This window comes from Diaphorobacter sp. HDW4A (genome assembly GCF_011305995.1).
Lineage (GTDB): Bacteria > Pseudomonadota > Gammaproteobacteria > Burkholderiales > Burkholderiaceae_C > Diaphorobacter_A.
The window spans coordinates 5,832,841-5,857,976 of the sequence record NZ_CP049910.1 but is presented as its reverse complement, the minus strand read 5'-3'; the positions used below and the strand labels follow the sequence as shown (position 1 = coordinate 5,857,976).

The following is a 25,136-nucleotide window of genomic DNA, read 5'->3' as shown; positions in this document are numbered from 1 at the left end:
TCGCGGTGCCGGACGGCGAACTTGAATGCACTCAATCTGGGTTTCACTATGCGCGTGGCGATGCCGAAAATCAACGCCTGACCTGCCACTCCACCGGGGTTAGTTGTTACAGGTGCCAAGCTGCAAAAAAACGGTCACAATGCGAAGTTGTCCGGCAGCCCAGAGCGCCGGACAAATCCGACCCTTCCCCCGTCCTCCGCGCATTGCTTTGCGGCCCGGGCGTAAAATCCCCTCTCACGTCCCGAGCAGAAACCGCGCCGAGGCAATGTGCACCGCCGCATTTCTTCCTCTGGGATTTCTTTTTTGTGTTTGCTCACACTGATTGCAATGACTCAGCCTAGCTCCTCCGCTCTGCATACCTCCGCCCTGACCTCGCTGCCCCTTCTGGCGCGCGGCAAAGTGCGCGACAACTATGCAGTGGGTGACGATCGCATCCTGATGGTGGCGTCCGATCGCCTGTCCGCCTTTGACGTGATCATGGGCGAGCCGATCCCCGGCAAGGGGGAGCTGCTGACCCAAATGGCCCTGTTCTGGTTCGACAAGCTTCAAGGCATCGTCCCCAACCATCTGACCGGCGACGTTCCCGAGAGCGTGGTCACGCCCGCCGAGGCGCCCCAGGTGGTGGGTCGCTCGATGCTGGTCAAGCGCTTAAAGCCCATCCCGGTCGAAGCCGTGGTGCGTGGCTATCTGGCTGGCAGCGGCTGGAAGGAATATCAAGAGTCTCGTTCGGTCTGCGGCGTCCCGCTGCCCGAGGGCCTGACCAACGCATCCAAGCTGCCCCACTCGATCTACACGCCCGCAGCCAAGGCCGCAGCCGGTGAGCACGACGAGAACATCACTTTCGAGCAGACCGTCGAGATCGTCGGAGAAGCGCTCGCCACGCGCATTCGCGACGTGAGCATCGAGCTCTACGAAAAAGCCGCCGCCATCGCCCTCACCAAGGGAATGATCATTGCCGACACCAAGTTCGAATTCGGCCTCACACCCGAAGGCGAGCTCGTGTTGATGGACGAGGTGCTGACCCCCGACAGTTCGCGCTACTGGCCCGTCGAAGGCTACGAGGACGCCCTCCAAAACGGCACCAACCCCCCGAGCTACGACAAGCAGTTCGTGCGCGACTGGCTCGAAGCCGTGCGCATCAACGGCAAGCCTTGGGACAAGACCGCGCCCGCACCTCGACTGCCGCGCGAAGTGGTCGAGAAAACTGCGGCCAAGTACCGCGAAGCGCTTGACCGCCTGACCGCCTGATTCCGCTAGCGCTCGCTAAAAAGCCGCCTGATTCGTCCGGCGGCTTTTTTGCTTTCTGGGGTATTGATGGGTGGCGGTTTTCACTGCAGTGAGTTCTCGGGCTCATACGGCTCGAACGCCGCCTCGCCGTCCTCATCAGCTCGAAAACGCAGGAAGGGCTTGCCCTCCTGATCGCGCAGCACCAACTCCCGCCCCCTTTGCATGAAACCGCTGGCCTGCAAAAGCGCACCCAGGAATGCAGGCTCGTCCTTACCGCCTTCAAGGCACAGGCGGATCGACGTGGTGTTCAGTCTCAGCCGCAGCCTCGCGCCCTGCAGCTCGTAGCTGCCAAGAAAACGATTGCAGCCGCCCGAGCCGGAAAACTCACCCTGCGCGCCCCCCTCAGGCAAGTCGCCACGTGACGGATGGAACAGGACGAACGCTGGCGCAGCGCCCTTCTCAGGGGCCGACATGGTGGCCGTCGGTTCCTCACCCACACTCACCAGCCGCCAATGCGTTTGGGTGAATGCGATTCCAGCGCGTGCCGTGGCGTAGGTCTGCGGATAGGGCTCAAGGATGACGTCCGTGCGGTGAAAGGCAGGGTCCGGCAATACAGGATGCGAGCCCGGGGTGTAGTAAAGCAGCTGGTTGTAAAGCGAGACCTGCGCCTGCACGACGTATTTGCCGTTGCGCTGGAGCTGCCGGGTCTCGAACGGGATATTCAGATCGAACGGAGCCGGCCCTGCGGGCTCGATGCGTTGGCGAGCCAGCGCCACGGGCGGCTGGTTCTCGTTGGTCACATCCATCAGCGCCGCCTCGAAGACGGCCTCGGGCGGAATGTAGATGCGTGTTCTGGAAAATGCCCGTCCGGTGATGTGCGCATCAGGCCGAGGCACGCTCGCGCACCCACCCAGCAAGGCCAGCGCACCACAAAGAATGTCGCGACGCGCGATGCCCAAGGACGATCCAACCGGCCCGGTCACCGCGTTCTCAGCTCAGCACGACGCTCGAGAGGCGACGGCGATAGGTCGCCACGGTCGGGTCTTCGGGAGGAATCTGGCCGTCGGCGACCTTGACCTTGGGCGGCTCAATCAGTTCGAGGATGGCGATGTAGAGCTTGCGCGCAGCATCTTCGCTCCAGGTCTTGTCGCGCATGAGGATGTCGAGCAACTCGTCCATCGCGTCGGTCCACTTTTGCTCCGCGACCAGCTTGCGCGCGCGGCCGAAACGGGCGTCGAAATCACGTTTGTTGGCGACGATCTTCGCGTCGAAGTCAGCAATCGGGCCGTTCTGCACAGAAAAGTCCAGAGCATCCATCCACGCCTTGAGCGCGCTGAGCTTGCGCGAAGTCGCCGCCTTGGCGATCACCGGTGCGAAGGCCACTTTGGCGTCGTCTTCGCGGCCCAGTTGCAGCAGCAGCTTGACGTAGTCATAGCGCGCATCATCGTTGGCCGGATCGGTCGCCACAGCGTGCTGATAGCGCTCGAGCAGAGATTCGGCGTCTTCCTCGACAAGGGCATCCTGCGCCTCGGCCGGATCGTCCTCGGGCGCGACTTCGTCGGCAGCGGGCACGTGCTTGTCGAGGAATTCCTTGACCTGGCCTTCGCTTTGCGCGCCCATGAAGCCGTCCACCGGCTGGCCGTTCTTCATCAGAATGCAGGTGGGAATGCTGCGGATACCGAAGGCGCCCGCCAGTTCCTGCTGCTGGTCGGAGTCGATTTTCACGAGCTTGAATCGGCCTGCGTATTCGGTCTCGACCTTCTCCAGAATCGGGCCCAAGGTCTTGCACGGGCCGCACCAAGGGGCCCAAAAATCCACCAGCACGGGCGTGTGCATCGACGTGGCGATGACTTCGGACTCAAAATTCTCTACGGTGACATCAATCATGGCAAAACCCGGTGACGTGAATGGTGGGGCGCGGCGCCTGTCTCGTGAGCCGCGCTGAATCGGACAACTGGAATCCTGTCAGATGGGGACAACCCGCGCATCCGCAAGACTCGGTCAAACCGCCATTCTCCAGCATATGGAGCCCCTCTGGAGAACACACTCAGGCCACCGGACTATGGGGCTGACAGAGCAATTCCCCGGTCTATTGCACGCAACCCGTCCACAAAAAGTAAAATCGTGGGTTCCACCCCAGCGGGGCTGCCACCGGGCGGCCCCTCGCACCTACCAAAATGAACTCCATCCAAATCGGCGTGGTGATGGGCTCCAGCAGCGACTGGGAGACCATGCAGCACGCAGTAGCCATCCTCGAACAATTCGGCATCGCCCATGAAGCACAAGTGGTTTCGGCCCACCGCATGCCTGACGACATGTTCCGCTATGCGGAAGCCGCCGCCGACAGAGGCCTCAAGGCCATCATCGCGGGCGCGGGCGGCGCCGCCCATTTGCCCGGCATGATCGCCGCCAAGACCACCGTGCCGGTGCTCGGCGTGCCGGTCGCCAGCCGCCACCTGCAGGGCGTGGATTCGCTGCACTCCATCGTGCAGATGCCCAAGGGCGTGCCCGTGGCCACCTTTGCCATCGGTACCGCTGGTGCGGCCAACGCGGCGCTGTTCGCGGTCGCCCTGCTGGCCAATGCAGACCCGGCCCTGCGCCAGAAGCTCGAAGCCTTCCGCGTGGAGCAGACCAACGCGGCGCGCGCCATGACCCTGCCGCCGGTGTCCGCATGAGCGCGCACAACGATTTCGCTGTCATCCTGCCGGGAGCGACGCTGGGCGTGCTCGGTGGCGGCCAGCTCGGTCGCATGTTTGCGCAGACCGCACAGGCGATGGGTTACTTCACCGCTGTGCTCGACAAGGACGAGACCAGCCCTGCCGGTCTGGTCAGCCACCACCACATCCGCACCGGCTACGAAGACCCACAGGGGCTGGCCGAGCTGGCGAGGCTGTGCGCGGCGGTGACCACCGAATTCGAAAACGTGCCCGCCGGTTCGCTGAACAAGCTGGCCGAGTCGCTGCCGGTGTCGCCCTCCGGATCGGCCGTCGCGATTGCCCAGGACCGCGCTGCGGAAAAGGCCCATTTCGTGAAGTGCGGAGTGCCCTGCGCACCCTACGCCGTGATCGAGACGCCCGAGCAACTGGCCGCCGTGAATGATGCGCTGCTGCCGGGCATTCTGAAGACCGCCCGCATGGGCTACGACGGCAAGGGCCAGGTCCGCGTGAAGACGCGCGAAGAACTCAACACCGCCTGGGAGCGGCTCGGCCGCGTGGCCTGCGTGCTGGAAAAGATGTTGCCGCTGGCGCACGAATGCTCGGTGATCGTCGCCCGTGGCCGCGATGGCAGCCTCGTGAACCTGCCAGTGCAGCGCAATCTGCACCGCGACGGCATTCTGGCCGTGACCGAGGTCTACGAAGGCAATCTGCCGGCCACCACCATCGAGAAGGCCATCGCCGCCGCCAAGTCGGTCGCCATCGGCCTCGACTATGTCGGCGTGCTCTGCGTGGAGTTCTTCGTGCTGACCGACGGCATGCTGGTGGTCAACGAGATCGCCCCGCGCCCGCACAACAGTGGCCACTACAGCCAGAACGCCTGCGACGTGTCGCAGTTCGAGCTGCAGGTGCGCTGCATGACCCATCTACCGCTCACGCAGCCGCGTCAGCATAGCCCATCGATCATGCTGAACCTGCTGGGCGACCTGTGGTTCAAGGATTCGAATGTGGCGAAGACGCCCGCATGGGACCAGGTGCTGGCATTGCCCGGCACGGCGTTGCACCTCTATGGCAAGCATGACGCCAAGCCTGCTCGCAAGATGGGGCACCTGAACGTCACGGGCAGCACGTCGGAAGCCGTGCGCGCCACCGCGCTCAAGGCCGCCGACATCCTCGGCATCGCGCCGTTCTGATGGCAGGCACCACGTCATGATTCTGGACGGAAGCCAGCCCGGCTCAGTGCAAACGGCGGCCGAGGCGCTCGCGCGCGGTGAACTGCTCGGCATGCCCACGGAGACGGTCTACGGCCTCGCAGCCGATGCCGACGACGACGCGGCCGTGGCGCAGATCTTTGCCGCCAAGGGCCGTCCGACCAACCATCCGCTGATCGTGCACGTGGCCGACGCGGACACTGTCCGACGCTACGCCAAGGAAGTGCCGCTGTTCGCGCAGCAGCTGATCGACGCGTTCTGGCCCGGCCCGCTCACCGTGATTCTGCCGCGCCTGCCAGAGGCTGCGAAAGCCTCGACCGGTGGACAGGACAGCGTAGGCCTGCGTTGCCCCTCACACGCTGTGGCGCATGCGCTGCTGCTGGCCTGCCAGCAGCTCGACCCGCCCGTCTGGGGCGTGGCGGCGCCGAGCGCCAACAAGTTCGGCCGCGTGAGCCCGACGACGGCGCAGCATGTAGCTTCGGAATTCGGAGATGAGTTGCTGGTGCTCGACGGCGGTGCGTGCGAAGTCGGCATCGAATCGACCATCGTCGACTGCACGCGCGGCGTGCCCGTGCTGCTGCGTCCCGGCGCAATCACGCGCGACGACATCGAACGCGCCTGCGGCATCCGCCCGCTGTCCAAGGAAGAGATGCCGGAGCACACGCCGCGCGCCTCGGGCACGCTGCTCGCGCACTACGCGCCCAGCGCCACCGTGCGTCTGATGAACGCCAAACAGATTCAGACCGCGCTCGAGATCATGGGCAAGGATGCCGCCAACATTGCGATCTACTCGCGCGCCCGCATGCTCACGCCCGCCAAAGGCGTAGTCCTTCGGCGCATGCCTGATGATGCATATGAGGCAAGCAAGGAGCTGTTTGCCGCGCTGCGTGACTTCGATACCGCCAAGGTCAAACTCATCTGGGTGGAGTTGCCACCAGAATCCGAAGATTGGGAAGGTGTTCGTGATCGGTTGCAGCGCGCTGCTGCGGCCTGAACGAGGTCCCTACAGTTTGTAGCGGATGCTTCGCCCATCGTTTACATGCACTAGTTACACTCACACCATCGTTTTGGAGATTTTTATGGCAGCTAATTGGATGCGCCGCACTTTTGTGGCCGCGGCCTGCGCCTCGGCCGCTCTGCTCACCGCTTGCGGCTCCAGCAGTGTGGATTCGGCGATCAACCCTGACCGCTTCGTCATCTTTGGCGATGGTCTGGCCGATCAAGGACAACTCGGCACATCGTTCAGCGTGAATGACGGCAGCATCAACAACTGGGCCGCTCAGTTCGCATCGCGCTACGACGTGACGACGACTGCGTCGTCCAAGGGTGGAACGAACTATGCGTACGGCAACGCTCGCATCTCCGCCACGCCCGACGTTGCCGGCAACGCCAACACGCCCACGGTCGTCAAGCAGATCGACACCTTCCTTGCCAGCAACAAGATCAACGACAACGACATGATCGTCGTCAGCGCCGGCGTGAGTGACGTGATTGCCAACATCACGGCGTTCGTGAATGGCACGATCACCGAAGATCAACTGCTGGCCAATGCCACTCAAGCGGGTGCCGATCTGGCCGCGCAGGTCAAGCGCCTGAACTCCGCAGGTGCCAAGCACATCGTCGTGACGGGTACCTTCGACCTGAGCCGCACCCCATGGGCCAAGATCATCGATCAGGAACAACGCCTCTCGCAGGTCATGCTCGCGCTGAACAACAAGCTCAAGATCGACATCAACGAACTGGGCGGCAAGCAAGTCCTGTACATCGATGCGGCGTACCAAGTGAATCTGTTCCAAGGCAGCCCGGGCAGCTATGGTTTCACCAATAGCGACAAGGCCGTCTGCAACTCCGTGGATGCCGGCGCTGGTAACGGAACAGGCACCGGTCAAATCAACTCGGCACTGTGCAACACCAGCACCGTGATTGACGCGAACTACAACCGCTATGTGTTTTCCGACAACATCTACCTGACCCCCGAGGCCAACCGCCGTCTGGGTGACTACGCACGCGACATCGTCGTTCTGCAATGGTGATCTGAAGCAGTTCGCGTCACCCCGAGCGGGTGGCAACCGGTGTGAAACCGGTTGCCACCCGCTGCCATTTGTGGGCCGTCACTTTCACCATTTCAAGCATAAAAAAACCGACCCCGAAGGGTCGGCTGCTGAACACCTTGGAGGTTTCCGTTCAGAACTTGTAGCCGATGTCGAATGCCACGACATCGGGGTTGAGCTTTATCGAGATGCTCTGGCCCGTGGACAGGTGCGCCTTGGTCTTCAGGAAAGACTTGTAGTACGACGCGTTCACGAACCAGCGCTCGTTGATGTTGTAGACAAAGCCGATCTGCGGGGTCAGTGCGAACTTGTTGTCCATCTTGGCCGTGGTCGGGTTGCTCGGCGTGCCACCGGTCAGGCCCGACAGCGTGGCCGTCGTGCGGTTCTTGAAGAATCGTGCATAAGTCACACCCAGACCCACATACGGACGGAACGCCGCATTGGCTTCCAGAAAGCGATACTGCACAAACAGCGTCGCAGGCAACACCTTGACTTGTCCAAGCTGACCGGTACCTGCAATCGCGCCATCACCGTAGAACTTGTGCTTGAACGGCAGCGCCAAAGGCATGTCCAGCGCAATATTGTCGGTGAGCATGTAGTTCACGCCACCCGACAGTTGGGTCGCATTGCCTACTGAGATCTTGGTCCCGGGAAAGCTGGGCTCCGAAAGATTGCCGCTGGTCTCGTCCGGCATGATGCGTGTGACGCCGACGCGGGCGCTGAACGTGCCAGCCACCTGTGCCTGTGCAGCGGCACAGGCCGCCAGTACGACCAGTGCAGCACTGGCCTTGAAGAAGGTTTTCATGTTTTTGCCTCCAGTATTCAATGTCAGGTCAGATCACAGCCAGCCCGCTTGCGACAGCGAGCGCGAGGTCAGCTGGCCCATAAGCTGGTGGCCATACGGTGTGGGATGGAAGCTGTCGGCAAAACCGTAGCTCTTCCACCAGTCGGCACCGCCCGTTGCGCCTGTGGGGGGCGTCTTGGCAGAGAGCACCTGCGCCGTGCAGGTCGGGAAGGTGTAGGTCGGCAGGCCCGACGCGTCCTGACCCGTGATCGGGCAGACCGGATCGGTCACGTTCTGATAGGAGTACTGCGCCGGATTGGCCGCCTGGTCCTTGAACGAGGCGTAGAAATCGACCACAGTCAGGCGGGCGTCCGTGCCAAGGCTGGTGGAGAGCTGCGTGTTGAAGGTCTGCACCCAAGTGTCGAACAGCGTGTTCAACTGCGCTGCCGCTGCCGCGCCTTGCGTAGCCGAAATCTTCTTGAGCACCATCTGGAACTTGGGCGTGAGCGTCACGCCCGGCATGTTCAGCACAGCCACGCGTGTCGCGCCCTTGCCGAGCACGTTGGTCTGGATGTTCTTGGCGAAGTAGCCCGCCAGCGCCTGCATGTACGCAGCGCCTGCCTTGGGCATGCCTGCAGCGCCCTGCGCGGCCAGCGCTTGCACGGTGGCTGCATCCAGCATGGTGCCGAGCAGTGCGAAGAAAGTCTTGCCGCCATCGGTACTTGCCGCCAGATAGGCGCCGAACAGATCGCCCGCGTCATTGCCGCCGCCATCGATCAGCACCAGATCGTTGGCCGTGAAGCCTGCAGCACCCGCGTCCGCCATCTGCTTGGTGATGGACACCGGTGACTGCGGATTGCTGAAGTAGTTGATGCGACCACCAGCAACCGCGTAGTTACCGCAGGTGGCCATCGAGGAGAAGGTAGCGCCCGCATCCGCAGAGCGGTAATGCGCGCACACCGACGTGCTGTAGCTGGTGGCGATGCGGTCAACCCACAGCTGCGTGGAGCCCGTGCCCGTCATGGTGGTGGCCGAAGACTGCACCGTGGCCTTGAAGCCAAAGGTGCCGACGTCGGTCAGGCTATCGCCCATCGCCTTGACGGTTTTGATCCCTGTGTCTGCGGGAGTCGTGCTACCGCCCCCACCGCCACAGGCGGCCAATGCCACAGCGGCTGCTGCCGCGGCAACCCAATGCATACGCATGCGTGCTTTCATTTACAGAGCTCCTTCATTGAATCGAACGACCGTTCGTTTTTTTCAAAATGATAGTGATGATCACAAAATGCTCATATGTGGGTAAACACTGAATTCACGCCGAAACAACGTATTTCAAACCCTTATCAGGGCAGATACACATCAAATGTCGGGAAAACGATAGGCGTGAATAAGACAATGCCCTTCGAATTGAAGGACATTGCTTACGCTTGGTCACGAGGGTTTCGCCTGATGCTGGCGCTGGATCAACGACGAGTCGACGCCTTTGTGGTGACTGCACCCGAATTGGCAGCCACCGTCGAAGGAATGGCGGGCGCATTCTGCGCCGCCCAATCCACCAGCGCATGCAGCGCGGGGCGTGCATTGGGTGCGAGCGGGTGGTTGATCATGCCGACCAGCACATAGCGCTTGCCGTTGTTGGAGTTGACCACCCCCGCCAGCGCCGTGACATCGCGCAGCGTACCTGTCTTGAGGTGGGCCATGCCCTTGGCGCTTGCAGTGTTGACGCGGCGCAACGTGCCATCCACGCCGACGATGGGCAGTGAGGACAGCAGCTCCGGCATCTGAGGTGATGCCCAGGCCGTCTGCAACATGCCCGAGAGCGCACGCGCTGTCACCCGCTCCTCGCGGCTCAGGCCCGCACCGTTTTCCCAGACCGGCGGCGTGAGCTGCGGCCAGCGGCTGCGCCACCAGTTGCCCATCGCCTGACGACCGGACTCCCATGTGCCGCGCCCCGACGCCTGCAGTCCCAGCGTGAGGAACAGCTGCTGCGTCATCACGTTGTTGCTGTATTTGTTGATGTCGCGAATCACCTCGGCAAGCGACAGCGACTTGTTCGTGAACGCTGGCTTGAGCCCCTCAGGCACCCTGCCGTCACGCACCGTGCCGGTGACCTTGCCACCGAGCTCGCGCCACATGCCTTCGATGGCACGCGCGGCGTAACCATCCGGATCTGCCGGAGCAATGGCCCATTCGCGCTCACCACAGGATGAGGGGAAGTTGCCCTGAAAGCTGATTCGGCCCGGTTCGGCCAACTCGGCCTTGAGCCCGCCCTGCCAATCGCCACAGACCGTGGCCACCGCAGCGAGCGGCACTGTCACGGGCAACTGCATGCCGCCCATCGGCGGTTCGTAGCTCACGCGGGCTACGCCCGCCGCCATATCGGGCACAAAGCGCAGGTTCATCGCCTTGAAGTTGATGAGCAGCGCGTCCGGCGCAACGTTATAGGGGCGCCAGGGCTCACCGTCGAACTTGGCGGCATCGCGCGTGGCGATATCGAACGCCGAGCGATCCAGCACGATATCGCCCACGATCACCGTCACGCCCATGCTGCGCAAGCGGCGCATGGTGAGCCACAGTCGCTCCAGCACGAGCTGCGGATCGCCGGTTCCCTGAATGTAGACATTCCCACGCAACGCTCCGTCCTGCGGCTGGGCATCGAAATAAACCGGCGTCTCCCACTGGAACGCCGGGCCGAGCAGGTCAAGCGCGGCATAGGTGGTGATCAGCTTCATCACCGAGGCCGGATTCGACGGCTCGTCGGCGCGGTAGGCGAGCTTGGTGGTCGCGGCCTTCGCGGGAGCGTCCAGCTCCACCACCATGGCCGACAGCGCCTCGCGCGGCACTTTGGCCCGCAGCAGCGCCGCCTCGACGGCGGGCGGCAACGCTTGATGCTGCGAAGAGACGGCTGGAATGGCCTGGGAAGCCTGGCTGGAAGGGCCGGTCGCTCGTTCGGTCTGGGCGAGAGTGGGAATGTGCCACCCCGTCAGCAAGGCACAGGCAAGGACGGATGCGGCGGGGAATTTCAAGGACATCCTTCAAGTCTATGATTTATCGGGACTTTCGGCCAACAATGCTGGCAAGGCCCCACGGATATTGCCGCCGGACGATAATCGAGGATGGCCCTCGCCCGCCGAAGCGCCGCTTCTTCGCTCCCTTTCCCCGCACCATGAATCTTCTCGCGCTAGACACCAGCACTGATACGCTTTCCGTTGCCGTTCAAAAAGGCAGTGGAGAAGTTCTGGAACGCAGCGCGCCTGGCGGTGCACACTCGTCGACCACGCTGATTCCGCTGATTCGCACGCTCATGAAAGAGGCGCAGTTCTCGTTTGATGACCTGGATCTGATCGCCTTCGGTCGAGGCCCGGGCTCGTTCACCGGCTTGCGAACCGCGTGCTCCGTCGCACAAGGGCTGGCCTTTGGCGCGCGCAAGGGACAGGGTGTGCCGGTACTGCCAGTGGATTCGCTGCTCGCCGTAGCCGAGACAGCCCGCGCACAAACAGCGCCAGGACAGGGGCTCACACAGGTACACGCCGTGCTCGACGCGCGGATGGATGAAGTCTACGCGGGCGCCTACGCATGGGATACGGTGGCAGGTCGCTGGAGCAGCCTTGGTGACTTCAACCTGCTCGCGCCGCAGCGTCTGGTGGTCGAGGCCGGTTTCATCGTCGCCGGAAACGCAAAGGCCGCCTATGGTGACCGTCTTGCGCCACAGGCACCGCATCTGCATGCCCTGCCCACCGCCAGCGCCATGCTGCGCCTGGTGCCGGCACTGCTTGCGCAAGGATTGGCCGTACCCGCCAGCGAGGCCCTGCCACTCTATATCCGCGACAAGGTCGCGCAAACCACCGCCGAACGCGAAGAGGCCAAACGGTTGGCGCAGGCGAACCAGTGACTCTTGCCCGGGCGCCGCATATTGGTACATTGTGGTGGTCAACGACGCCGTGTCAAAACCACACAACTGTCGGCAATCGCATTCGTCCGCCCCTACACTCCAGACCATGAGCGCCAATCTCCACTCACCCCTTTCGGATGCGGACGACCCTCACTTCGAACAGCTGACGCTGTCACGGCTCGAGGCCTTGCTGGAAGTGGAAAAGAGCGCGTATACCCATCCGTGGACACGTGGCAACTTCATCGACGCCATGGCCTCTGGCTACCAAATCCAGGTGTTGCTGCTCGGCGATGAGTTGCTCGGCTACTTTGTCGCCATGCAGGGTGTGGACGAAGTGCATCTGCTGAACATTACTGTCGCCCCGCCCCATCAGCGCCAGGGACTTGCGCATCTGCTGCTGCAAGCGCTCGTGCTGTGGGCCCGTTCGCAGAACACGCAATGGCTGTGGCTGGAAGTGCGGGTGGGCAACGCCCGCGCCCGCGAGGTTTACGAAAAATTCGGTTTCCGCCGCGTGGGTGAGCGCAAGCGCTACTACCCTGCCGACATGGGCGAACGCGAAGACGCCATCGTCATGAGCATCCAACTATGACCCTCCAACTGGACGCACGCCAACGTGCCATGCTGCAGGAGATGGGCATCACGCTCTGGCAGCCCGCACCAAAAACAACCGCCACCGTGGGTGAATCGCGTCCTTCAGCACGCGTTGCAGCAAGCCAAGCTGCGGCGACGGATGCGCCCGTCATGGAGCGCCCGCCGGTCGTTCAACCAAGACCGCAGCAGCCCCAATCGCAGCGTCCCTCGCCAACCGTGGCTCCGGCCCCGATCAGCCCAGCGCCAGCAGAGGAATCGTCATCGGCGGCGGTCGCCACCCTGCGCGCGCCTCAGCCGCTGTACCCCAACGCCGATGCGGCCACAACACCCAAGGAGCTCGGCTCGGGCTGGCTCGTGGTCTTCGAGACAGCGACGCCCGACGAGCCCTTCGGCGGCGACTCCGGCAAACTGCTCGACAACATGCTGCGCGCAATGCAACTGCATCTGCATCCGCGCACCTATGCCTGCGTGCTGGAGCGCTCCGTCCCTGGCGGTCAGGAAATCAACACCCAAGCCGTGAAAGCGGCCCTCGCCAGCACGCTCGCCGAACTGCAGCTCGCCATGGTGCTGATTCTTGGCCTCGGCGCAGCACGGGCCACGCTGGGCAACCGCGAGCCTTTGGGACGCCTGCGCGCCGCGCAACATCAACTGGCCAACGGCACACCGGCCATCGTCAGCTACGACCCTGCTTACCTCCTGCGCGCGCCCGACGCCAAGTCCTCGGCCTGGGCCGACCTGAGCCACGCGCTGGCCTTGGTTCGCAAAACCGCAGACACCTGAGCGGTCACGTGCGGGTGCCATAATCCGCCATTCGTTCATTGTTCCGTCATCTGGAGACAGCTCCGTGGAAACCTACCCTAGTTGGTAGCTTTCAACTCCCGGCGTGCCGAGGGTTGAAAGCGTCAAAACCTGATCACCCCTCGCCTTTGCACCATGATTTTTCGGGAATGCTGAGCAATGCTCAATATCTTTACGCTCGCCAACGGCCGTCTGGTCCAGGAAGAAATCGAATCGCTGGAAGAGCTCAAACGCTTCCAGCCGATCTGGGTGGATCTGGAATCCCCTACGGTGGAAGAAAAGCGCTGGGTCAAGCAGCACTACGGCCTGTCGATCCCCGAAGACGCCACGGACGACGACCTCGAAGAATCCGCCCGCTTCTACGAAGAAGACAACGGCGAGCTGCACATCCGCAGCGACTTTCTGGTCGATATCGACGATGACCCCCGCGCCGTGCGCGTCGCCTTCATCCTGAATCTGGTCAACGATTCGCTCAAGAGCAAGGGCGTGCTGTTCTCGATCCACGACGACGACGTCCCCGTCTTCCGCCTCGTGCGCCTGCGCGCGCGCCGCGCTCCCGGTCTGATCGAGGACGCCAAGGAAGTGCTGCTCAAGCTCTTCGACGCCGACGCCGAATACTCCGCCGACACGCTCGAAGGCATCTACGACGAACTCAAGCTGGTGAGCACCCAGGTGCTGGCCGGCGATGTGACCGACGCCAAAGCCAGCGAAGTCCTTGCCGCCATCGCCCGCCAGGAAGACCTGAACGGCCGCATCCGCCGCAACATGCTCGACACCCGCCGGGCGGTCAGCTTCATGATGCGCGCGAAGATGCTCAACGCAGAACAGTTCGAAGACGCCCGCCAGATCCTGCGCGACATCGAATCACTCGACAACCACACGGCGTTCCTGTTCGACAAGATCAACTTCCTGATGGACGCGACCGTCGGTTTCATCAACATCAACCAGAACAAAATCATCAAGATCTTCTCGGTGGCCAGCGTCGCCCTACTCCCCCCCACGCTGATCGCCAGCGTGTACGGCATGAACTTCAAATTCATGCCCGAGCTTGACTGGGCCTATGGCTACGGATTCGGCCTCGGCCTGATGATCTGCAGCGCGGTGATTCCGATGCTTTACTTCCGTAAGCGTGGGTGGTTGAAGTAGTCCCTTTTTGAGTACGGCTGGCCGGGTCTCTCCCTATCCCAAGTGGGCGAAGGAGCAAGCCAACGCGCCGCAGGCGCATATGCATCTCGCGAACGCGAGATACAGCACGAGCGCAGCGACGTACCAAACATACCTCTTCAAATCACTTTTGCGGCAAGCTGCCTGAACGGAGAGCCGCAGGCTCGCAGAGAGTTTTGCCGCATGACTTCCAAGCGCGTTTTTGATTACTTTTTACGCGCCGAGCAAAAAGTGATTGCCCCGCCGGGGGCCGTCCCGGCCTCCGTAAGCAACGCCCCAGCAGAAGCACAAAAAATCAAAGAGACTTCAAAAACGCATGCACCACATGGTCCGCATACCGTGCCGCAACAGTCTCCACAAACTGCAAAAAGTCGAGATGCGCCCCATCATCTGCCCGATCGGAAACCGTCCGCACCGCAGCGAACGCCACCCCATAGTCCGCACAGACCTGCGCCACGGCAGCGCCCTCCATCTCCACCGCCAGCACAGCATGCCCCGCTGACTCCAGCGAAGCCCGCAGCACGGCAGACTCCCCCGCAGTGCTCACGAACCGATCCCCGCTGGCAATCAGTCCCGCGTGCACCTGCGGCACATGGCGTGCCTCCATGCCAAGCGAAGGCCAGTCGATCTGGCTGCTGTCGCGCTCAACCGTGAAGCGCGTGGCGGCGAGCAGCGCTTCGGTCAACGCGGGATCGCAAGCCATGCGGATCTGCGGATAGCCGGGTACCAACCAGCGCTCCACGATAGGCGAGGCATCCATGTCGTGCTGGAGATAGTCCTGCGCGACCACCACATCGCCCACTTGCACGTTTGCGCCCAAGCCGCCCGCGACGCCGGTGAAGACGATGCGCCGAGCGCCAAAGCACTCGATCAGCGCGGTAGTCGTGGTGGCTGCTGCGACCTTGCCGATGCCCGACAAGGCGAGCACGACCGCGTGACCATGCAGCGTGCCCCGCCAGAACGTGCGGCCCGCGTGCGTGATTTTTTCGGCGTGCTGAAGTGCGGAAACAAGGCTGCCTTGTTCCTGCGGCAGCGCACTCAAGATGGCAATGGTCGACACGTCAAAGCTCCCCGGACAAACAACAAACAAAGCCGAAGATTATCGAGGCTGCGGACCACGCCGGGTCATGTCATTTTTTGTCGCGCAGTTCGCGTCGCAGAATCTTGCCCACCGGCGTCTTGGGCAGACTCTCGCGGAACTCGATGACACGGGGGCGTTTGTAGCCTGTGAGGTTGTTCTGGCAGAACTCCTTGACCTGTGCCTCAGTCAGGCCGGGGTCTTTCTTCACGATCACGAGCTTGACGGCCTCTCCGGTCTTTTCGTCGGGCACACCGACCACAGCACATTCCATCACGCCAGGCATGGTCGCGACGAGGTCCTCGACCTCGTTCGGATAGACGTTGAAGCCACTGACCAGCACCATATCCTTCTTGCGATCGACGATCTTGAAGAATCCGCGGTCATCAAGAACACCGATGTCGCCAGTCTTGAAATAGCCATCCTCGGTCATGACCTTCGCGGTCTCGTCCGGGCGCTGCCAGTAGCCCGCCATGACCTGCGGGCCCTTGATGACGATTTCACCAGGCGTGCCTTTGAGGATCACGTCGCGGCCTTCATCATCGATCAGCTTCATATAGGTGCTGGGAATCGGCACACCGATGGTTCCTGAGAACTCCTTGGACGTGACCGGATTGCAGCTCGCGGATGGACTGGTCTCGGACAGGCCGTAGCCCTCAACAATGGGGCAGCCCGTCTTCTCGAGCCACAGCTTGGCGACCGCACCCTGCACGGCCATGCCACCGCCGACCGAGCACTTGAGGTTCTTCCAGTTGACGGTGTTGAAGTCCGGATGATTGGCCAATCCGTTGAACAGCGTGTTCACCGCCGGAAAACTGTGGAAGGTCTGCTTGGACAGCTCCTTGAGCACCGCTGGCAGATCGCGTGGATTGGGGATCAGAATGCTTTTGCCGCCGGTACGCATCGACAGCATCATGTTCACGGTGAACGCGAAGATGTGATAAAGCGGCAACGCACAAATATTGGTGGGCTGCTCGCCCTGCGGCACCTTGCTCATCACCGGTGCATTCCAGGCTTCGGACTGCAGTACGTTGGCGATGATGTTCCGGTGCAGCAGCACTGCGCCCTTGGACACTCCCGTGGTGCCGCCGGTGTACTGCAGCAGCGCGATGTCTTCGGGATGGATATCGGGCTTGCTGAACGACGCCTTCGCTCCGCGCGCCAGCGCATCGTTGAAGCGCACCGCACCCGGAAGCGAGAACTGCGGCACCAGCTTCTTCACGTTGCGCACGACATAGTTGATCACCATGCCCTTGAGAAACCCCATGCGATCGCCCATCGTGGCCAGTACCACATGCTTGACCGGCGTGCTCGCCATACAGGCCTGCAGCGTTGCCGCGAAATTTTCGATGATGATGATCGCCTTGGATCCCGAATCCTTCAGCTGATGCTCCAACTCGCGCGGGGTGTACAGCGGATTGACGTTCACCACCACGAACCCGGCCCGCAGAATCGCTGCCACCGCCACCGGATACTGCGGCACGTTCGGCATCATGATCGCTACGCGATCCCCCTTCACCAGCCCCAACGACTGCAGATAGGCCGCAAGCTGACGGCTCTCGGAGTCGGTCTCGGCATAAGAGATCTCCTTGCCCATGAAGCTGTACGCCGAACGGCCAGCGTAGTCTCGGAATGCCTGCTCCATGAGTTCGACCAGCGACTCATACTGCGACGGGTCGATATCGGATGGCACGCCCGGCGGATAAGCGCTGAGCCAGGGACGATCTGTCATGCTGGGGTCTCCTGAATATTCGAAGTCTGATGCAAAAAATTGTGTAAATCTTGGGCATTGTCCCGTGCGCGAGACGATTCAGAAGTCTGGATTACCCTAGAGAAATGCAAATTTCTGCACGCCCGTTCGCTTTTATCATGGCGATCAACCAAATGCGAACCCCTCGCATCAACCACAACGCCCAAAAAACCGGCACGAGCAAAGCGAAGTGCCGCAAACACCTCTTCAGGTCGCTTTTGCGGCATGCTGTCTGAACGGAGAGTCCGAAGGACTCGCAGAGAGTTTTGCTGCATGACTTCAAGCGCGTTTTGGATTACTTTTTGCGCGCCGAGCAAAAAGTGATTGCCCCGCCGGGGGCAGTCCCGGCCTCTGAACTCAACAAACCAGCAAACGCAAAAAAGCCGCGCAGCACAAAAAGCACTGCACGGCCTTCAATCAAACGAAGAAAGGAAAGGCTTACTCAACAGCCTTGCCAATATCCTCCACCACCTTCTTCGCATCCCCAAACACCATCATCGTCTTGTCCATATAGAACAACTCGTTGTCCAGACCCGCATACCCCGCAGCCATGGACCGCTTGTTAACGATCACCGTCTTCGCCTTGTAAGCCTCAAGGATAGGCATGCCGTAAATAGGACTGCCCTTCGTGTGCGCAGCAGGATTCACCACGTCGTTGGCGCCCAGAATGATCGCCACGTCCGCCTGCCCGAACTCGCCATTGATGTCTTCCATCTCGAAGACCTGGTCGTAGGGCACCTCGGCCTCGGCCAGCAGCACGTTCATGTGGCCGGGCATGCGACCAGCAACCGGGTGGATCGCGTATTTCACGTTGACGCCCTTTTCGGTGAGCTTGGCGGCCAACTCCTTCACCGCGTGCTGGGCACGGGCGACGGCCAAGCCGTAACCCGGAACGATCACCACGGACTCAGCCTGACTCAACACAAAGGCCGCATCGTCGGCGCTGCCGCTCTTGACCGGGCGCTGCTCGGCCTTGCCGCCGGTGGCTGCAGTCGCATCACCACCGAAGCCGCCCAGAATCACGTTGAAGAACGAACGGTTCATCGCCTTGCACATGATGTAGCTGAGGATCGCGCCCGAGCTGCCCACGAGCGAGCCCGCGATGATCAGCATGCTGTTGTTGAGCGAAAATCCGATGCCGGCAGCCGCCCAGCCGGAGTAGCTGTTGAGCATCGAGACCACAACCGGCATGTCCGCGCCGCCGATCGGGATGATGATCAGCACGCCGAGGATGAACGCCAGCGCGATCAGCATCCACATGTCGATGCGTGCTTCGCTGATGGTGTAGCCCACGATGAAGAACACCAGCGCCAGAGCAAGCAACAGATTCAGCATGTGCTGGCCCTTGAACTGCACGGGAGCACCCTGGAACAGGCGGAACTTGTACTTGCCCGAGAGCTTGCCGAACGCGATGACCGAGCCGCTGAAGGTGATGGCACCAATCGCCGCGCCGAGCGCGAGTTCAAGACGGTTGCCGTGCGGGATCGGCGAGTTGTGGCCAGTGATACCGAAGGCCCAGGGCTCGACCGCCGCCGCGACTGCGATGAACACCGCCGCCAAGCCGATCATGCTGTGCATGAAGGCGACGAGTTCGGGCATCTTGGTCATCTCGACGCGGTTGGCCATGAAGGCACCGATACCGCCGCCAACGACCAGGCCGCCGAGCACGTAGACCAGACCCTGCGCGCTTTCGCCCGCGAGCTTGTAGATCAGCGCGGCCGTGGTGACGACCGCAATCGCCATACCGACCATGCCGAAGACATTGCCGCGAATCGAAGTGGTGGGATGGGAGAGGCCCTTCAGGGCCTGGATGAAGCAGATGCTGGCGATGAGATACAGCAGCGTGACCAGATTCATGCTCATGTTCAGGCCTCCTTCTTCGCGTCAGCCGAAGCGGGAGCGGCCTTGCGCTCCTTTTTCTTGAACATCTCCAGCATGCGCCGGGTGACGAGGAAGCCGCCGAACACGTTCACCGCAGCCAGCGCCACGGCGAGCACGCCCATGGTCTTACCGAGCGTGGTCTCGGTGAGCGCCGCCGCGAGCATGGCGCCCACGATCACGATCGCCGAGATGGCGTTGGTCACCGCCATCAGCGGTGTGTGCAGGGCGGGCGTGACCGTCCAGACAACGTGGTAGCCAACATAGATGGCCAGCACGAAGATGATCAGATTGATCAGTGTGGGGGAAACAGACTCCATGAGCGTTCTCCTTGATTCTTGTATCAGGTGCTCCCCCACACCTTCTGCAGGATCGCGCGCCTTGTTGGTTGTTCAGCGCGCGTCCTGCATGCGGTTATTGAGGAAGCGGTACGGGAAATGGCGGTACGACGAATCGGCCATCCAGCATGGCAACACTGTTCTTGGCGGCTTGCACAAAGTTGTCGAGCCATTCCTGCGCAGGCTTACCCGCTGAAAGGAATTGGTCCGTGCCCACGGTTTTTGGCCGCAGCAGGCGTTGGTCGACAAGGGCTTCCACCAGCAGGTAACCGCCTTCCGCAGTCGCGTACCGGTAGGACACGTGCGAATATGGCGCAAGGGGTACAGCGTTGTGTTGCTTGACCCACTTTTCCAGAACTGGGCGATTCTTCGTCAGGAACTCTTCGTTGTCCGCGCGTCGCTTGAAACGCAGACAGTCAATACGGATCGGGCTGCCCTTCGCGAAATCGTCGACCTGCACGCCCTTTTGATCGGGGCAGGTGTGGCTCCACAAAGTGGAGTCGCGAGGATCGTTGGTGGCGTTGGTCTGCACGACGATCACGGCCAGCATTTCGCTTTGTGGGCCACGCAGGCCGACGGCCTGGGTGCGCATGGGCAGATCGTGCGAGACGTCATCCGGCATCACGTTGAAGAGTGCGTCCGCGCCCTGATCGATGCGCTCCCAGTCACCCGGAGGCAACTGCAGATCGGAGCGCCCCACCTTCACCAGGTTGGGCTCCATCGGCGCGCAGGCGGTCAGAAACGCCGCGGAAACCGCGATGGCCGTCAGGGCCAGCGCAGAGCGTGTACGCACAGAAATCTTCAACATGAAAAAACCAAAATCCTTGCTATCCCGAACAGGCGGCAAGCAGCATCAGTTTCACTTGCGGGTGACGGCACCTTCGTGGGCCACCAGACAGGCGACCACGATGTCGTCCTCGCGGTTGATGTGCACCTTGCCTTCCTTGTCGAGGATGAGTTTGAGAAAGTCCAGAACGTTGCGAGCGTACAGTGCCGACGCGTCCGCCGCGACCAGCGCAGGCAAATTGGTCTCTCCCACAAGGGTCACTCCATGCTTGACGACGGTCCGGTCCGCCTCGGTCAGAGGGCAATTGCCACCCTGCGCCGCAGCCAGATCAATGATGACCGATCCGGCTTTCATGGATTTGACCATGTCTTCGGTCACCAGCACAGGGGCGGCACGTCCAGGAATGAGCGCGGTCGTGATCACCACGTCGGCCTGCGCCACGCGCTTGGCTACCTCGGCGCGCTGGCGCGCCAGCCAGCTCTCGGGCATCGGACGGGCATAGCCGCCGACACCTTCTGCTGCTTCTTTTTCTTCCTGTGTCTCGAAAGGCACGTCGATGAACTTACCGCCCAGCGACTCGACCTGCTCCTTGACGCTCGGGCGCACATCGCTCGCCTCGATCACGGCGCCCAGGCGCTTGGCGGTTGCAATCGCCTGCAGACCTGCCACGCCCACCCCCAGAATCACCACACGCGCCGCCTTCACGGTGCCTGCAGCCGTCATCAGCATGGGGAAAAAGCGCTGGTAGCGGTCCACCGCCATGATGACGGCCTTGTAACCCGCCACGTTGGCCTGCGACGAGAGCACGTCCATGCTCTGCGCGCGGGTGGTGCGCGGTGCGGCTTCGAGTGCGTAAGCGGTCACATTGCCGGCCGCCATGCGCTGAAGGCCTGCGGCGTCAAACGGGTTGAGCATGCCCACCACCGTCGTGCCGGGTTTGAGCAGCGGCATTTCAGCCTCGCTCGGTGCGCGCACTTTCAGAACCAGATCAGCGCCCCATGCGACGTTCAGATCCACAATCTCGGCCCCCGCTGCCGCGTAGGCCTCATCGGTCACGCTGGCGGCAACGCCTGCTCCGCTCTGCACCCGGATCTGGTGACCCTGCGCCGTGAGCTTCTTGACCGTCTCCGGGGTCACTGCGACCCGGGCTTCCCTCGCCACCGTCTCGGCTGGCACACCTATCAACATGGTATCTCCTGGAGTTTTGAATTCTCTTCTCTGGAGAGCCCTGCAGCGTCCGGGCGCGCCCCTGCTCAATCAGGGCAACGCAAACATGCTCAGGGTCATCCCCTTCGTGCCAGGATCAGGCTGGCAATTGTCCAAACGATGGCGGCTGCGGGCAACCTCCAACCGGACGGGTAATCCGGCGAGGTGGCAGCGGCAGAAACTGCCGTGCATTCTGCTCGACTCTTCTACTATCGCCGTCAAACTGTGCAAAAAGCTTACAAAAACCTTGCTCAAAACCAGAAAACCAAGGGATAACCCCAGCCAGAAATGATGCATTAGACGCCAAAAAAGCAAAACCCGGCGCCTTTTTCAAGACGCCGGGTTTCGGCACTTTCCACTGGAGCAGAAAAAGTAGATTCGATATCAGTTCACGACTTGCTTGAGCGAACCGGCAGCGTATTTTGCAGCCATTTCGGTCAAAGGCACGCCCTTGATCGTGGAAGCTTGACCAGAACAGCCAAATTCCACATAGCGCTGCTTGCAGATCTGCTTGGCGGCTTCGCGGGCTGGCTTCATCCATTCACGCATGTCGAACTTGTCTGGATTCTCGGCCTGGAATTTGCGCACCGCGCCGGTCATGGCCAGACGGATATCGGTGTCGATGTTGATCTTGCGCACGCCGAACTTGATGGCTTCCTGGATTTCCTCGACGGGCACGCCGTAGGTTTCCTTCATCTTGCCGCCGAACTGGTTGATGATGGCCAGCAGGTCTTGAGGAACCGACGACGAGCCGTGCATCACCAGATGGGTGTTGGGCAGGCGGGCGTGGATTTCCTTGACGCGCTGAATCGACAGGATGTCGCCTGTGGGCTTGCGCGAGAACTTGTAGGCGCCGTGGCTGGTGCCGATGGCAATCGCCAGCGCGTCCAGCTGGGTGGCCTTCACGAACTGGGCGGCTTCTTCAGGATCGGTCAGCAGGGCCGCATGGTCCAGCACGCCTTCGGCGCCCACGCCGTCTTCCTCACCGGCCAGACCGGTTTCGAGCGAGCCGAGGCAGCCGAGTTCGCCTTCGACCGTCGCGCCGATCTTGTGGGCCATTTCCACGACCTTGCGGGTCACTTCCACGTTGTAGTCGAAGTCTGCAGGGGTCTTGCCGTCTTCACGCAGCGAGCCGTCCATCATCACCGAGCCAAAGCCCAGGTTCAGCGCACCCTGGCAGATGGCGGGCGAAGTGCCGTGATCCTGGTGCATCACCAGCGGGATGTGGGGGTAGGCTTCGACAGCCGCCTGGATCAGGTGCTTGATGAACGATTCACCGGCGTATTTGCGGGCACCGGCGCTCGCCTGCAGGATGACGGGAGCGCCCACTTCGTCTGCAGCCGCCATCACGGCCTGAACCTGTTCCAGGTTATTCACGTTGAAAGCTGGGATGCCATAGCCGTTTACGGCAGCATGGTCGAGCAGTTCGCGCATCGAGACGAGAGGCATGGGGTATTCCGTTGAAGAGTTTATGGATCGACTTCAACCGGCTTGCGTGGCATTCCAACAGTCGCCGCAGCACGAACGAGGTTGGTAACCGGTTGGTAATTCTTCATTTTAGCGTCATGCGCCAAGTTGAGCCGAATGCAGGTTTTTCTTGTAAGTTTCACCGCTCGTTCAGACTGCTTTCATATTGCTGGCATAGATTGGCCAGCAGTTTTCATTTGTGGCGATATCCACCGCCCAGTCCGCCATGCTGCCCCTTGACCACTCACTCTTCCTGCTTCTGAACGCCGATGCAGCGACGCCCGCCACGGTAGTGGCCGTCGCCAAATGGCTGACGCTGGTCCTGCCCATGGTGCTGGGTGGCACGATCATCGGCGCGCTGATGTTTGCGCCCGCCCCCGTGCAGCGCGATCTGCTGGTGACTGTGGCAGGTATCGGGCTGGCGGCACTCGTCGCCTATGCCATCCGCCAACACTGGCCCATGCCGCGGCCCTCACAGCTCGACTGGGGTATCCAGTGGATCACACATACCGAGCGCGCAGCCTTTCCCAGCATGCACGCGACCCAGATCTTCGCTCTGGCCCAAGGACTGCTGCTATCGACGCACATTCGGGAGATGCCGCGCGGGCGCTTGGTGATCGCCCTCACCTGGGTCTGCGCGCTGGCCATCGGCTGGAGCCGCGTGTGCCTCGGACTGCACTCGCCATCCGACATCCTTGGCGGCGCGATCCTGGGAGTCGCCGCCGCCAGCATCGCGGCCCTGGCAGGCCGCCGCCTTGCGCTTACTGCGCGCGGCAGATCTTCAGCATATTCGTCCCACCCGGCGCACCCATAGGCTCGCCGCAGGTGATCACATAAAGATCACCCTGCTGGACGATGTTGCGCATCTTGAGGTGGTTTTCCGCTTGCTCGAGCGCGGTGTCGCGGTCGGCGCTGGTATCCATGAGCAGTGGTCGCACGTTGCGGTACATCGCCATTTTGCGCTGCGTCGCCACCTTGGGAGTGAGCGCGTAGATCGGGATGTGGATGCGGTGGCGGCTCATCCACAGTGCGGTCGAGCCCGAATCCGTCATCGCCACGATGGCCTTGGCACCCAGATGGTGGGCGGTGAACAACGCACCCATGGCGATCGACTGGTCGATGCGACCCAGCGTCTGGCCGTGGAAATCGTCATCGCGGTCCGGATCTTCGGCCGCCTCGGCCGCCGCGCAGATCGTCGCCATCTCACGCACGGTCTCCAGCGGGTAGCGACCGGCGGCGGTCTCGGCGCTCAGCATCACGGCGTCGGTGCCATCGAGTACGGCGTTGGCCACGTCGCTCACCTCGGCGCGGGTCGGCACAGGGTTGGTGATCATGCTCTCCATCATCTGGGTCGCGGTGATCACGAACTTGTCCATGTCGCGGGCCATCTTGATCATCTTCTTCTGCAGCGCAGGCACGGCGGCATTGCCCACCTCGACCGCCAGATCACCACGGGCGACCATGATGCCGTCGGAGGCGCGCAGGATTTCCTCAAGCAGCGGCACCGCCTCGGCGCGCTCGATCTTGGCAACCAGGCCCGGGCGATGGCCGGTGCCCGCAGCCGCCACGTAACAGAGCTGGCGCGCCATCTCCATGTCGGTCGCGTTCTTCGGAAAGCTCACGGCCACGTAGTCGGCCTGGAAGCTCATCGCGGTCTTGATGTCTTCCATGTCCTTGGCGGTCAGCGCGGGGGCCGTGAGGCCACCGCCTTGCTTGTTGATGCCCTTGTTGTTCGAGAGCTCACCGCCGATCTTCACCACCGTGTGCACCGCGTCACCGCGCACCGCCGTCACCTCAAGCACGATCAGGCCATCATTGAGCAACAGCATGTCGCCGGGACGCACATCGCGCGGCAGTTCCTTGTAGTCGAGGCCCACGCCATTGATGTCACCCAGCTCGGTGCGCGAAGCATCCAGCACGAACGGCGCACCATCCACCAGCATGATCTTGCCTTCGGCGAACTTGCCGACGCGGATCTTCGGACCCTGCAGGTCAGCCATGATGGCCACCTCGCGACCGGCGCGCTGCGCGGCAGCTCGCACCATCTCCGCTCGGTCGATGTGGTCCTGCGCCTTGCCGTGGCTGAAGTTCAGCCGCACCACGTTCAGGCCCGAGGCAATCATCTTCTCCAACAGAGCCGGATCGCTGGAAGCGGGGCCCAGAGTGGCAACAATCTTGGTAGCGCGGCGGATATGGTTGACCATCAGTCTCTCATTGGTTTGTGTAATCGAGTTTCAATTTTTGCACAGAACGGGTTACATGC

23 protein-coding genes are annotated in these 25,136 nt (G+C 62.1%); 10 read left to right on the top strand and 13 right to left on the bottom strand.

Annotated elements, in window-relative coordinates; all coding sequences use genetic code 11:
• Positions 1 to 327 precede the first annotated feature (327 nt).
• The gene (locus G7047_RS26700; RefSeq protein WP_166311337.1) at positions 328 to 1,248 is read left to right on the top strand and encodes a phosphoribosylaminoimidazolesuccinocarboxamide synthase; all 921 of its coding nucleotides are present in this window, start codon (positions 328 to 330) and stop codon (positions 1,246 to 1,248) included.
• A gap of 80 nt (positions 1,249 to 1,328) precedes the next feature.
• Here the strand turns inward: G7047_RS26700 and G7047_RS26695 are convergent, their stop codons facing one another.
• Positions 1,329 to 2,186: a YbaY family lipoprotein gene (locus G7047_RS26695; protein ID WP_166311336.1), complete on the bottom strand. Its 858-nt coding sequence runs from the start codon at positions 2,184 to 2,186 to the stop codon at positions 1,329 to 1,331.
• 31 nt (positions 2,187 to 2,217) lie between these two features.
• Positions 2,218 to 3,114 carry a thioredoxin gene (trxA, locus tag G7047_RS26690; protein WP_166311335.1) on the bottom strand — a complete coding sequence of 299 codons (897 nt, stop codon included), beginning with the start codon at positions 3,112 to 3,114 and terminating at the stop codon, positions 2,218 to 2,220.
• 290 nt (positions 3,115 to 3,404) lie between these two features.
• Here trxA and purE point away from each other — a divergent pair, with 290 nt between their 5' ends.
• From purE to G7047_RS26670, 4 genes are all read left to right on the top strand, one after another.
• Complete coding sequence (gene purE, locus G7047_RS26685; protein WP_166311334.1) at positions 3,405 to 3,902, top strand: 5-(carboxyamino)imidazole ribonucleotide mutase; 498 nt, start codon at positions 3,405 to 3,407, stop codon at positions 3,900 to 3,902.
• Complete coding sequence (locus G7047_RS26680) at positions 3,899 to 5,074, top strand: 5-(carboxyamino)imidazole ribonucleotide synthase (protein ID WP_166311333.1); 1,176 nt, start codon at positions 3,899 to 3,901, stop codon at positions 5,072 to 5,074. Before purE ends, G7047_RS26680 begins: the two co-directional genes overlap by 4 nt.
• 16 nt (positions 5,075 to 5,090) lie before the next feature.
• Positions 5,091 to 6,086, top strand: coding sequence for an L-threonylcarbamoyladenylate synthase (locus G7047_RS26675; protein ID WP_166311332.1), 996 nt, complete (start codon positions 5,091 to 5,093; stop codon positions 6,084 to 6,086).
• A gap of 85 nt (positions 6,087 to 6,171) precedes the next feature.
• On the top strand, positions 6,172 to 7,125 hold the full coding sequence (locus tag G7047_RS26670) for an SGNH/GDSL hydrolase family protein (RefSeq protein WP_166311331.1): 954 nt from the start codon (positions 6,172 to 6,174) through the stop codon (positions 7,123 to 7,125).
• Positions 7,126 to 7,276: 151 nt separating this feature from the next.
• Here the strand turns inward: G7047_RS26670 and G7047_RS26665 are convergent, their stop codons facing one another.
• The 3 genes from G7047_RS26665 to dacB all read right to left on the bottom strand — a co-directional run bounded on the left by G7047_RS26665 (position 7,277) and on the right by dacB (position 10,956).
• Entirely contained in the window at positions 7,277 to 7,948 is a 672-nt protein-coding gene (locus G7047_RS26665; protein ID WP_166311330.1) for an OmpW family protein, read from the bottom strand.
• A gap of 33 nt (positions 7,949 to 7,981) precedes the next feature.
• Complete coding sequence (locus G7047_RS26660; RefSeq protein ID WP_166311329.1) at positions 7,982 to 9,142, bottom strand: SGNH/GDSL hydrolase family protein; 1,161 nt, start codon at positions 9,140 to 9,142, stop codon at positions 7,982 to 7,984.
• 245 nt (positions 9,143 to 9,387) lie between these two features.
• Positions 9,388 to 10,956 carry a D-alanyl-D-alanine carboxypeptidase/D-alanyl-D-alanine-endopeptidase gene (gene dacB / locus G7047_RS26655; RefSeq protein WP_166311328.1) on the bottom strand — a complete coding sequence of 523 codons (1,569 nt, stop codon included), beginning with the start codon at positions 10,954 to 10,956 and terminating at the stop codon, positions 9,388 to 9,390.
• 134 nt (positions 10,957 to 11,090) lie between these two features.
• Here dacB and tsaB point away from each other — a divergent pair, with 134 nt between their 5' ends.
• The 4 genes from tsaB (at position 11,091) to corA (ending at position 14,351) form a co-directional block, all read left to right on the top strand.
• Positions 11,091 to 11,816, top strand: a complete 726-nt coding sequence (tsaB, locus tag G7047_RS26650; protein WP_166311327.1) for a tRNA (adenosine(37)-N6)-threonylcarbamoyltransferase complex dimerization subunit type 1 TsaB — start codon at positions 11,091 to 11,093, stop codon at positions 11,814 to 11,816.
• Positions 11,817 to 11,922: 106 nt separating this feature from the next.
• On the top strand, positions 11,923 to 12,405 hold the full coding sequence (gene rimI, locus G7047_RS26645) for a ribosomal protein S18-alanine N-acetyltransferase (RefSeq protein ID WP_166311326.1): 483 nt from the start codon (positions 11,923 to 11,925) through the stop codon (positions 12,403 to 12,405).
• Positions 12,402 to 13,187: a uracil-DNA glycosylase family protein gene (locus tag G7047_RS26640; RefSeq protein ID WP_166311325.1), complete on the top strand. Its 786-nt coding sequence runs from the start codon at positions 12,402 to 12,404 to the stop codon at positions 13,185 to 13,187. The genes rimI and G7047_RS26640 overlap by 4 nt, the downstream gene beginning before the upstream one ends.
• A gap of 177 nt (positions 13,188 to 13,364) precedes the next feature.
• A complete protein-coding gene (corA, locus tag G7047_RS26635) occupies positions 13,365 to 14,351 on the top strand; it encodes a magnesium/cobalt transporter CorA (protein ID WP_166311324.1) in 987 nt (328 codons plus the stop codon).
• 313 nt (positions 14,352 to 14,664) lie between these two features.
• Here the strand turns inward: corA and G7047_RS26630 are convergent, their stop codons facing one another.
• The 7 genes from G7047_RS26630 to fba all read right to left on the bottom strand — a co-directional run bounded on the left by G7047_RS26630 (position 14,665) and on the right by fba (position 22,855).
• Positions 14,665 to 15,429, bottom strand: a complete 765-nt coding sequence (locus tag G7047_RS26630; protein WP_166311323.1) for a 5'-methylthioadenosine/adenosylhomocysteine nucleosidase — start codon at positions 15,427 to 15,429, stop codon at positions 14,665 to 14,667.
• Between the two features lie 70 nt (positions 15,430 to 15,499).
• Positions 15,500 to 17,179 carry a long-chain-fatty-acid--CoA ligase gene (locus tag G7047_RS26625; protein ID WP_166311322.1) on the bottom strand — a complete coding sequence of 560 codons (1,680 nt, stop codon included), beginning with the start codon at positions 17,177 to 17,179 and terminating at the stop codon, positions 15,500 to 15,502.
• A 456-nt stretch (positions 17,180 to 17,635) separates the two neighbouring features.
• The gene (locus G7047_RS26620; RefSeq protein ID WP_166311321.1) at positions 17,636 to 19,060 is read right to left on the bottom strand and encodes an NAD(P)(+) transhydrogenase (Re/Si-specific) subunit beta; all 1,425 of its coding nucleotides are present in this window, start codon (positions 19,058 to 19,060) and stop codon (positions 17,636 to 17,638) included.
• A gap of 2 nt (positions 19,061 to 19,062) precedes the next feature.
• Positions 19,063 to 19,395: an NAD(P) transhydrogenase subunit alpha gene (locus G7047_RS26615; RefSeq protein ID WP_166311320.1), complete on the bottom strand. Its 333-nt coding sequence runs from the start codon at positions 19,393 to 19,395 to the stop codon at positions 19,063 to 19,065.
• Positions 19,396 to 19,489: 94 nt separating this feature from the next.
• Complete coding sequence (locus tag G7047_RS26610) at positions 19,490 to 20,221, bottom strand: hypothetical protein (protein WP_166311319.1); 732 nt, start codon at positions 20,219 to 20,221, stop codon at positions 19,490 to 19,492.
• 51 nt (positions 20,222 to 20,272) lie between these two features.
• Positions 20,273 to 21,388 (bottom strand): Re/Si-specific NAD(P)(+) transhydrogenase subunit alpha, encoded by a 1,116-nt coding sequence (locus G7047_RS26605; protein WP_166311318.1) that lies wholly within the window; start codon positions 21,386 to 21,388, stop codon positions 20,273 to 20,275.
• Between the two features lie 402 nt (positions 21,389 to 21,790).
• Positions 21,791 to 22,855 (bottom strand): class II fructose-bisphosphate aldolase, encoded by a 1,065-nt coding sequence (gene fba / locus G7047_RS26600; protein ID WP_166311317.1) that lies wholly within the window; start codon positions 22,853 to 22,855, stop codon positions 21,791 to 21,793.
• 217 nt (positions 22,856 to 23,072) lie between these two features.
• Between fba and G7047_RS26595 the strand changes: the two genes are divergently transcribed.
• Entirely contained in the window at positions 23,073 to 23,687 is a 615-nt protein-coding gene (locus tag G7047_RS26595) for a phosphatase PAP2 family protein (protein ID WP_240939280.1), read from the top strand.
• Here G7047_RS26595 and pyk read toward each other — a convergent pair.
• Positions 23,635 to 25,077 carry a pyruvate kinase gene (pyk, locus tag G7047_RS26590; protein WP_166311316.1) on the bottom strand — a complete coding sequence of 481 codons (1,443 nt, stop codon included), beginning with the start codon at positions 25,075 to 25,077 and terminating at the stop codon, positions 23,635 to 23,637. The genes G7047_RS26595 and pyk overlap by 53 nt on opposite strands.
• Positions 25,078 to 25,136: the final 59 nt, after the last annotated feature.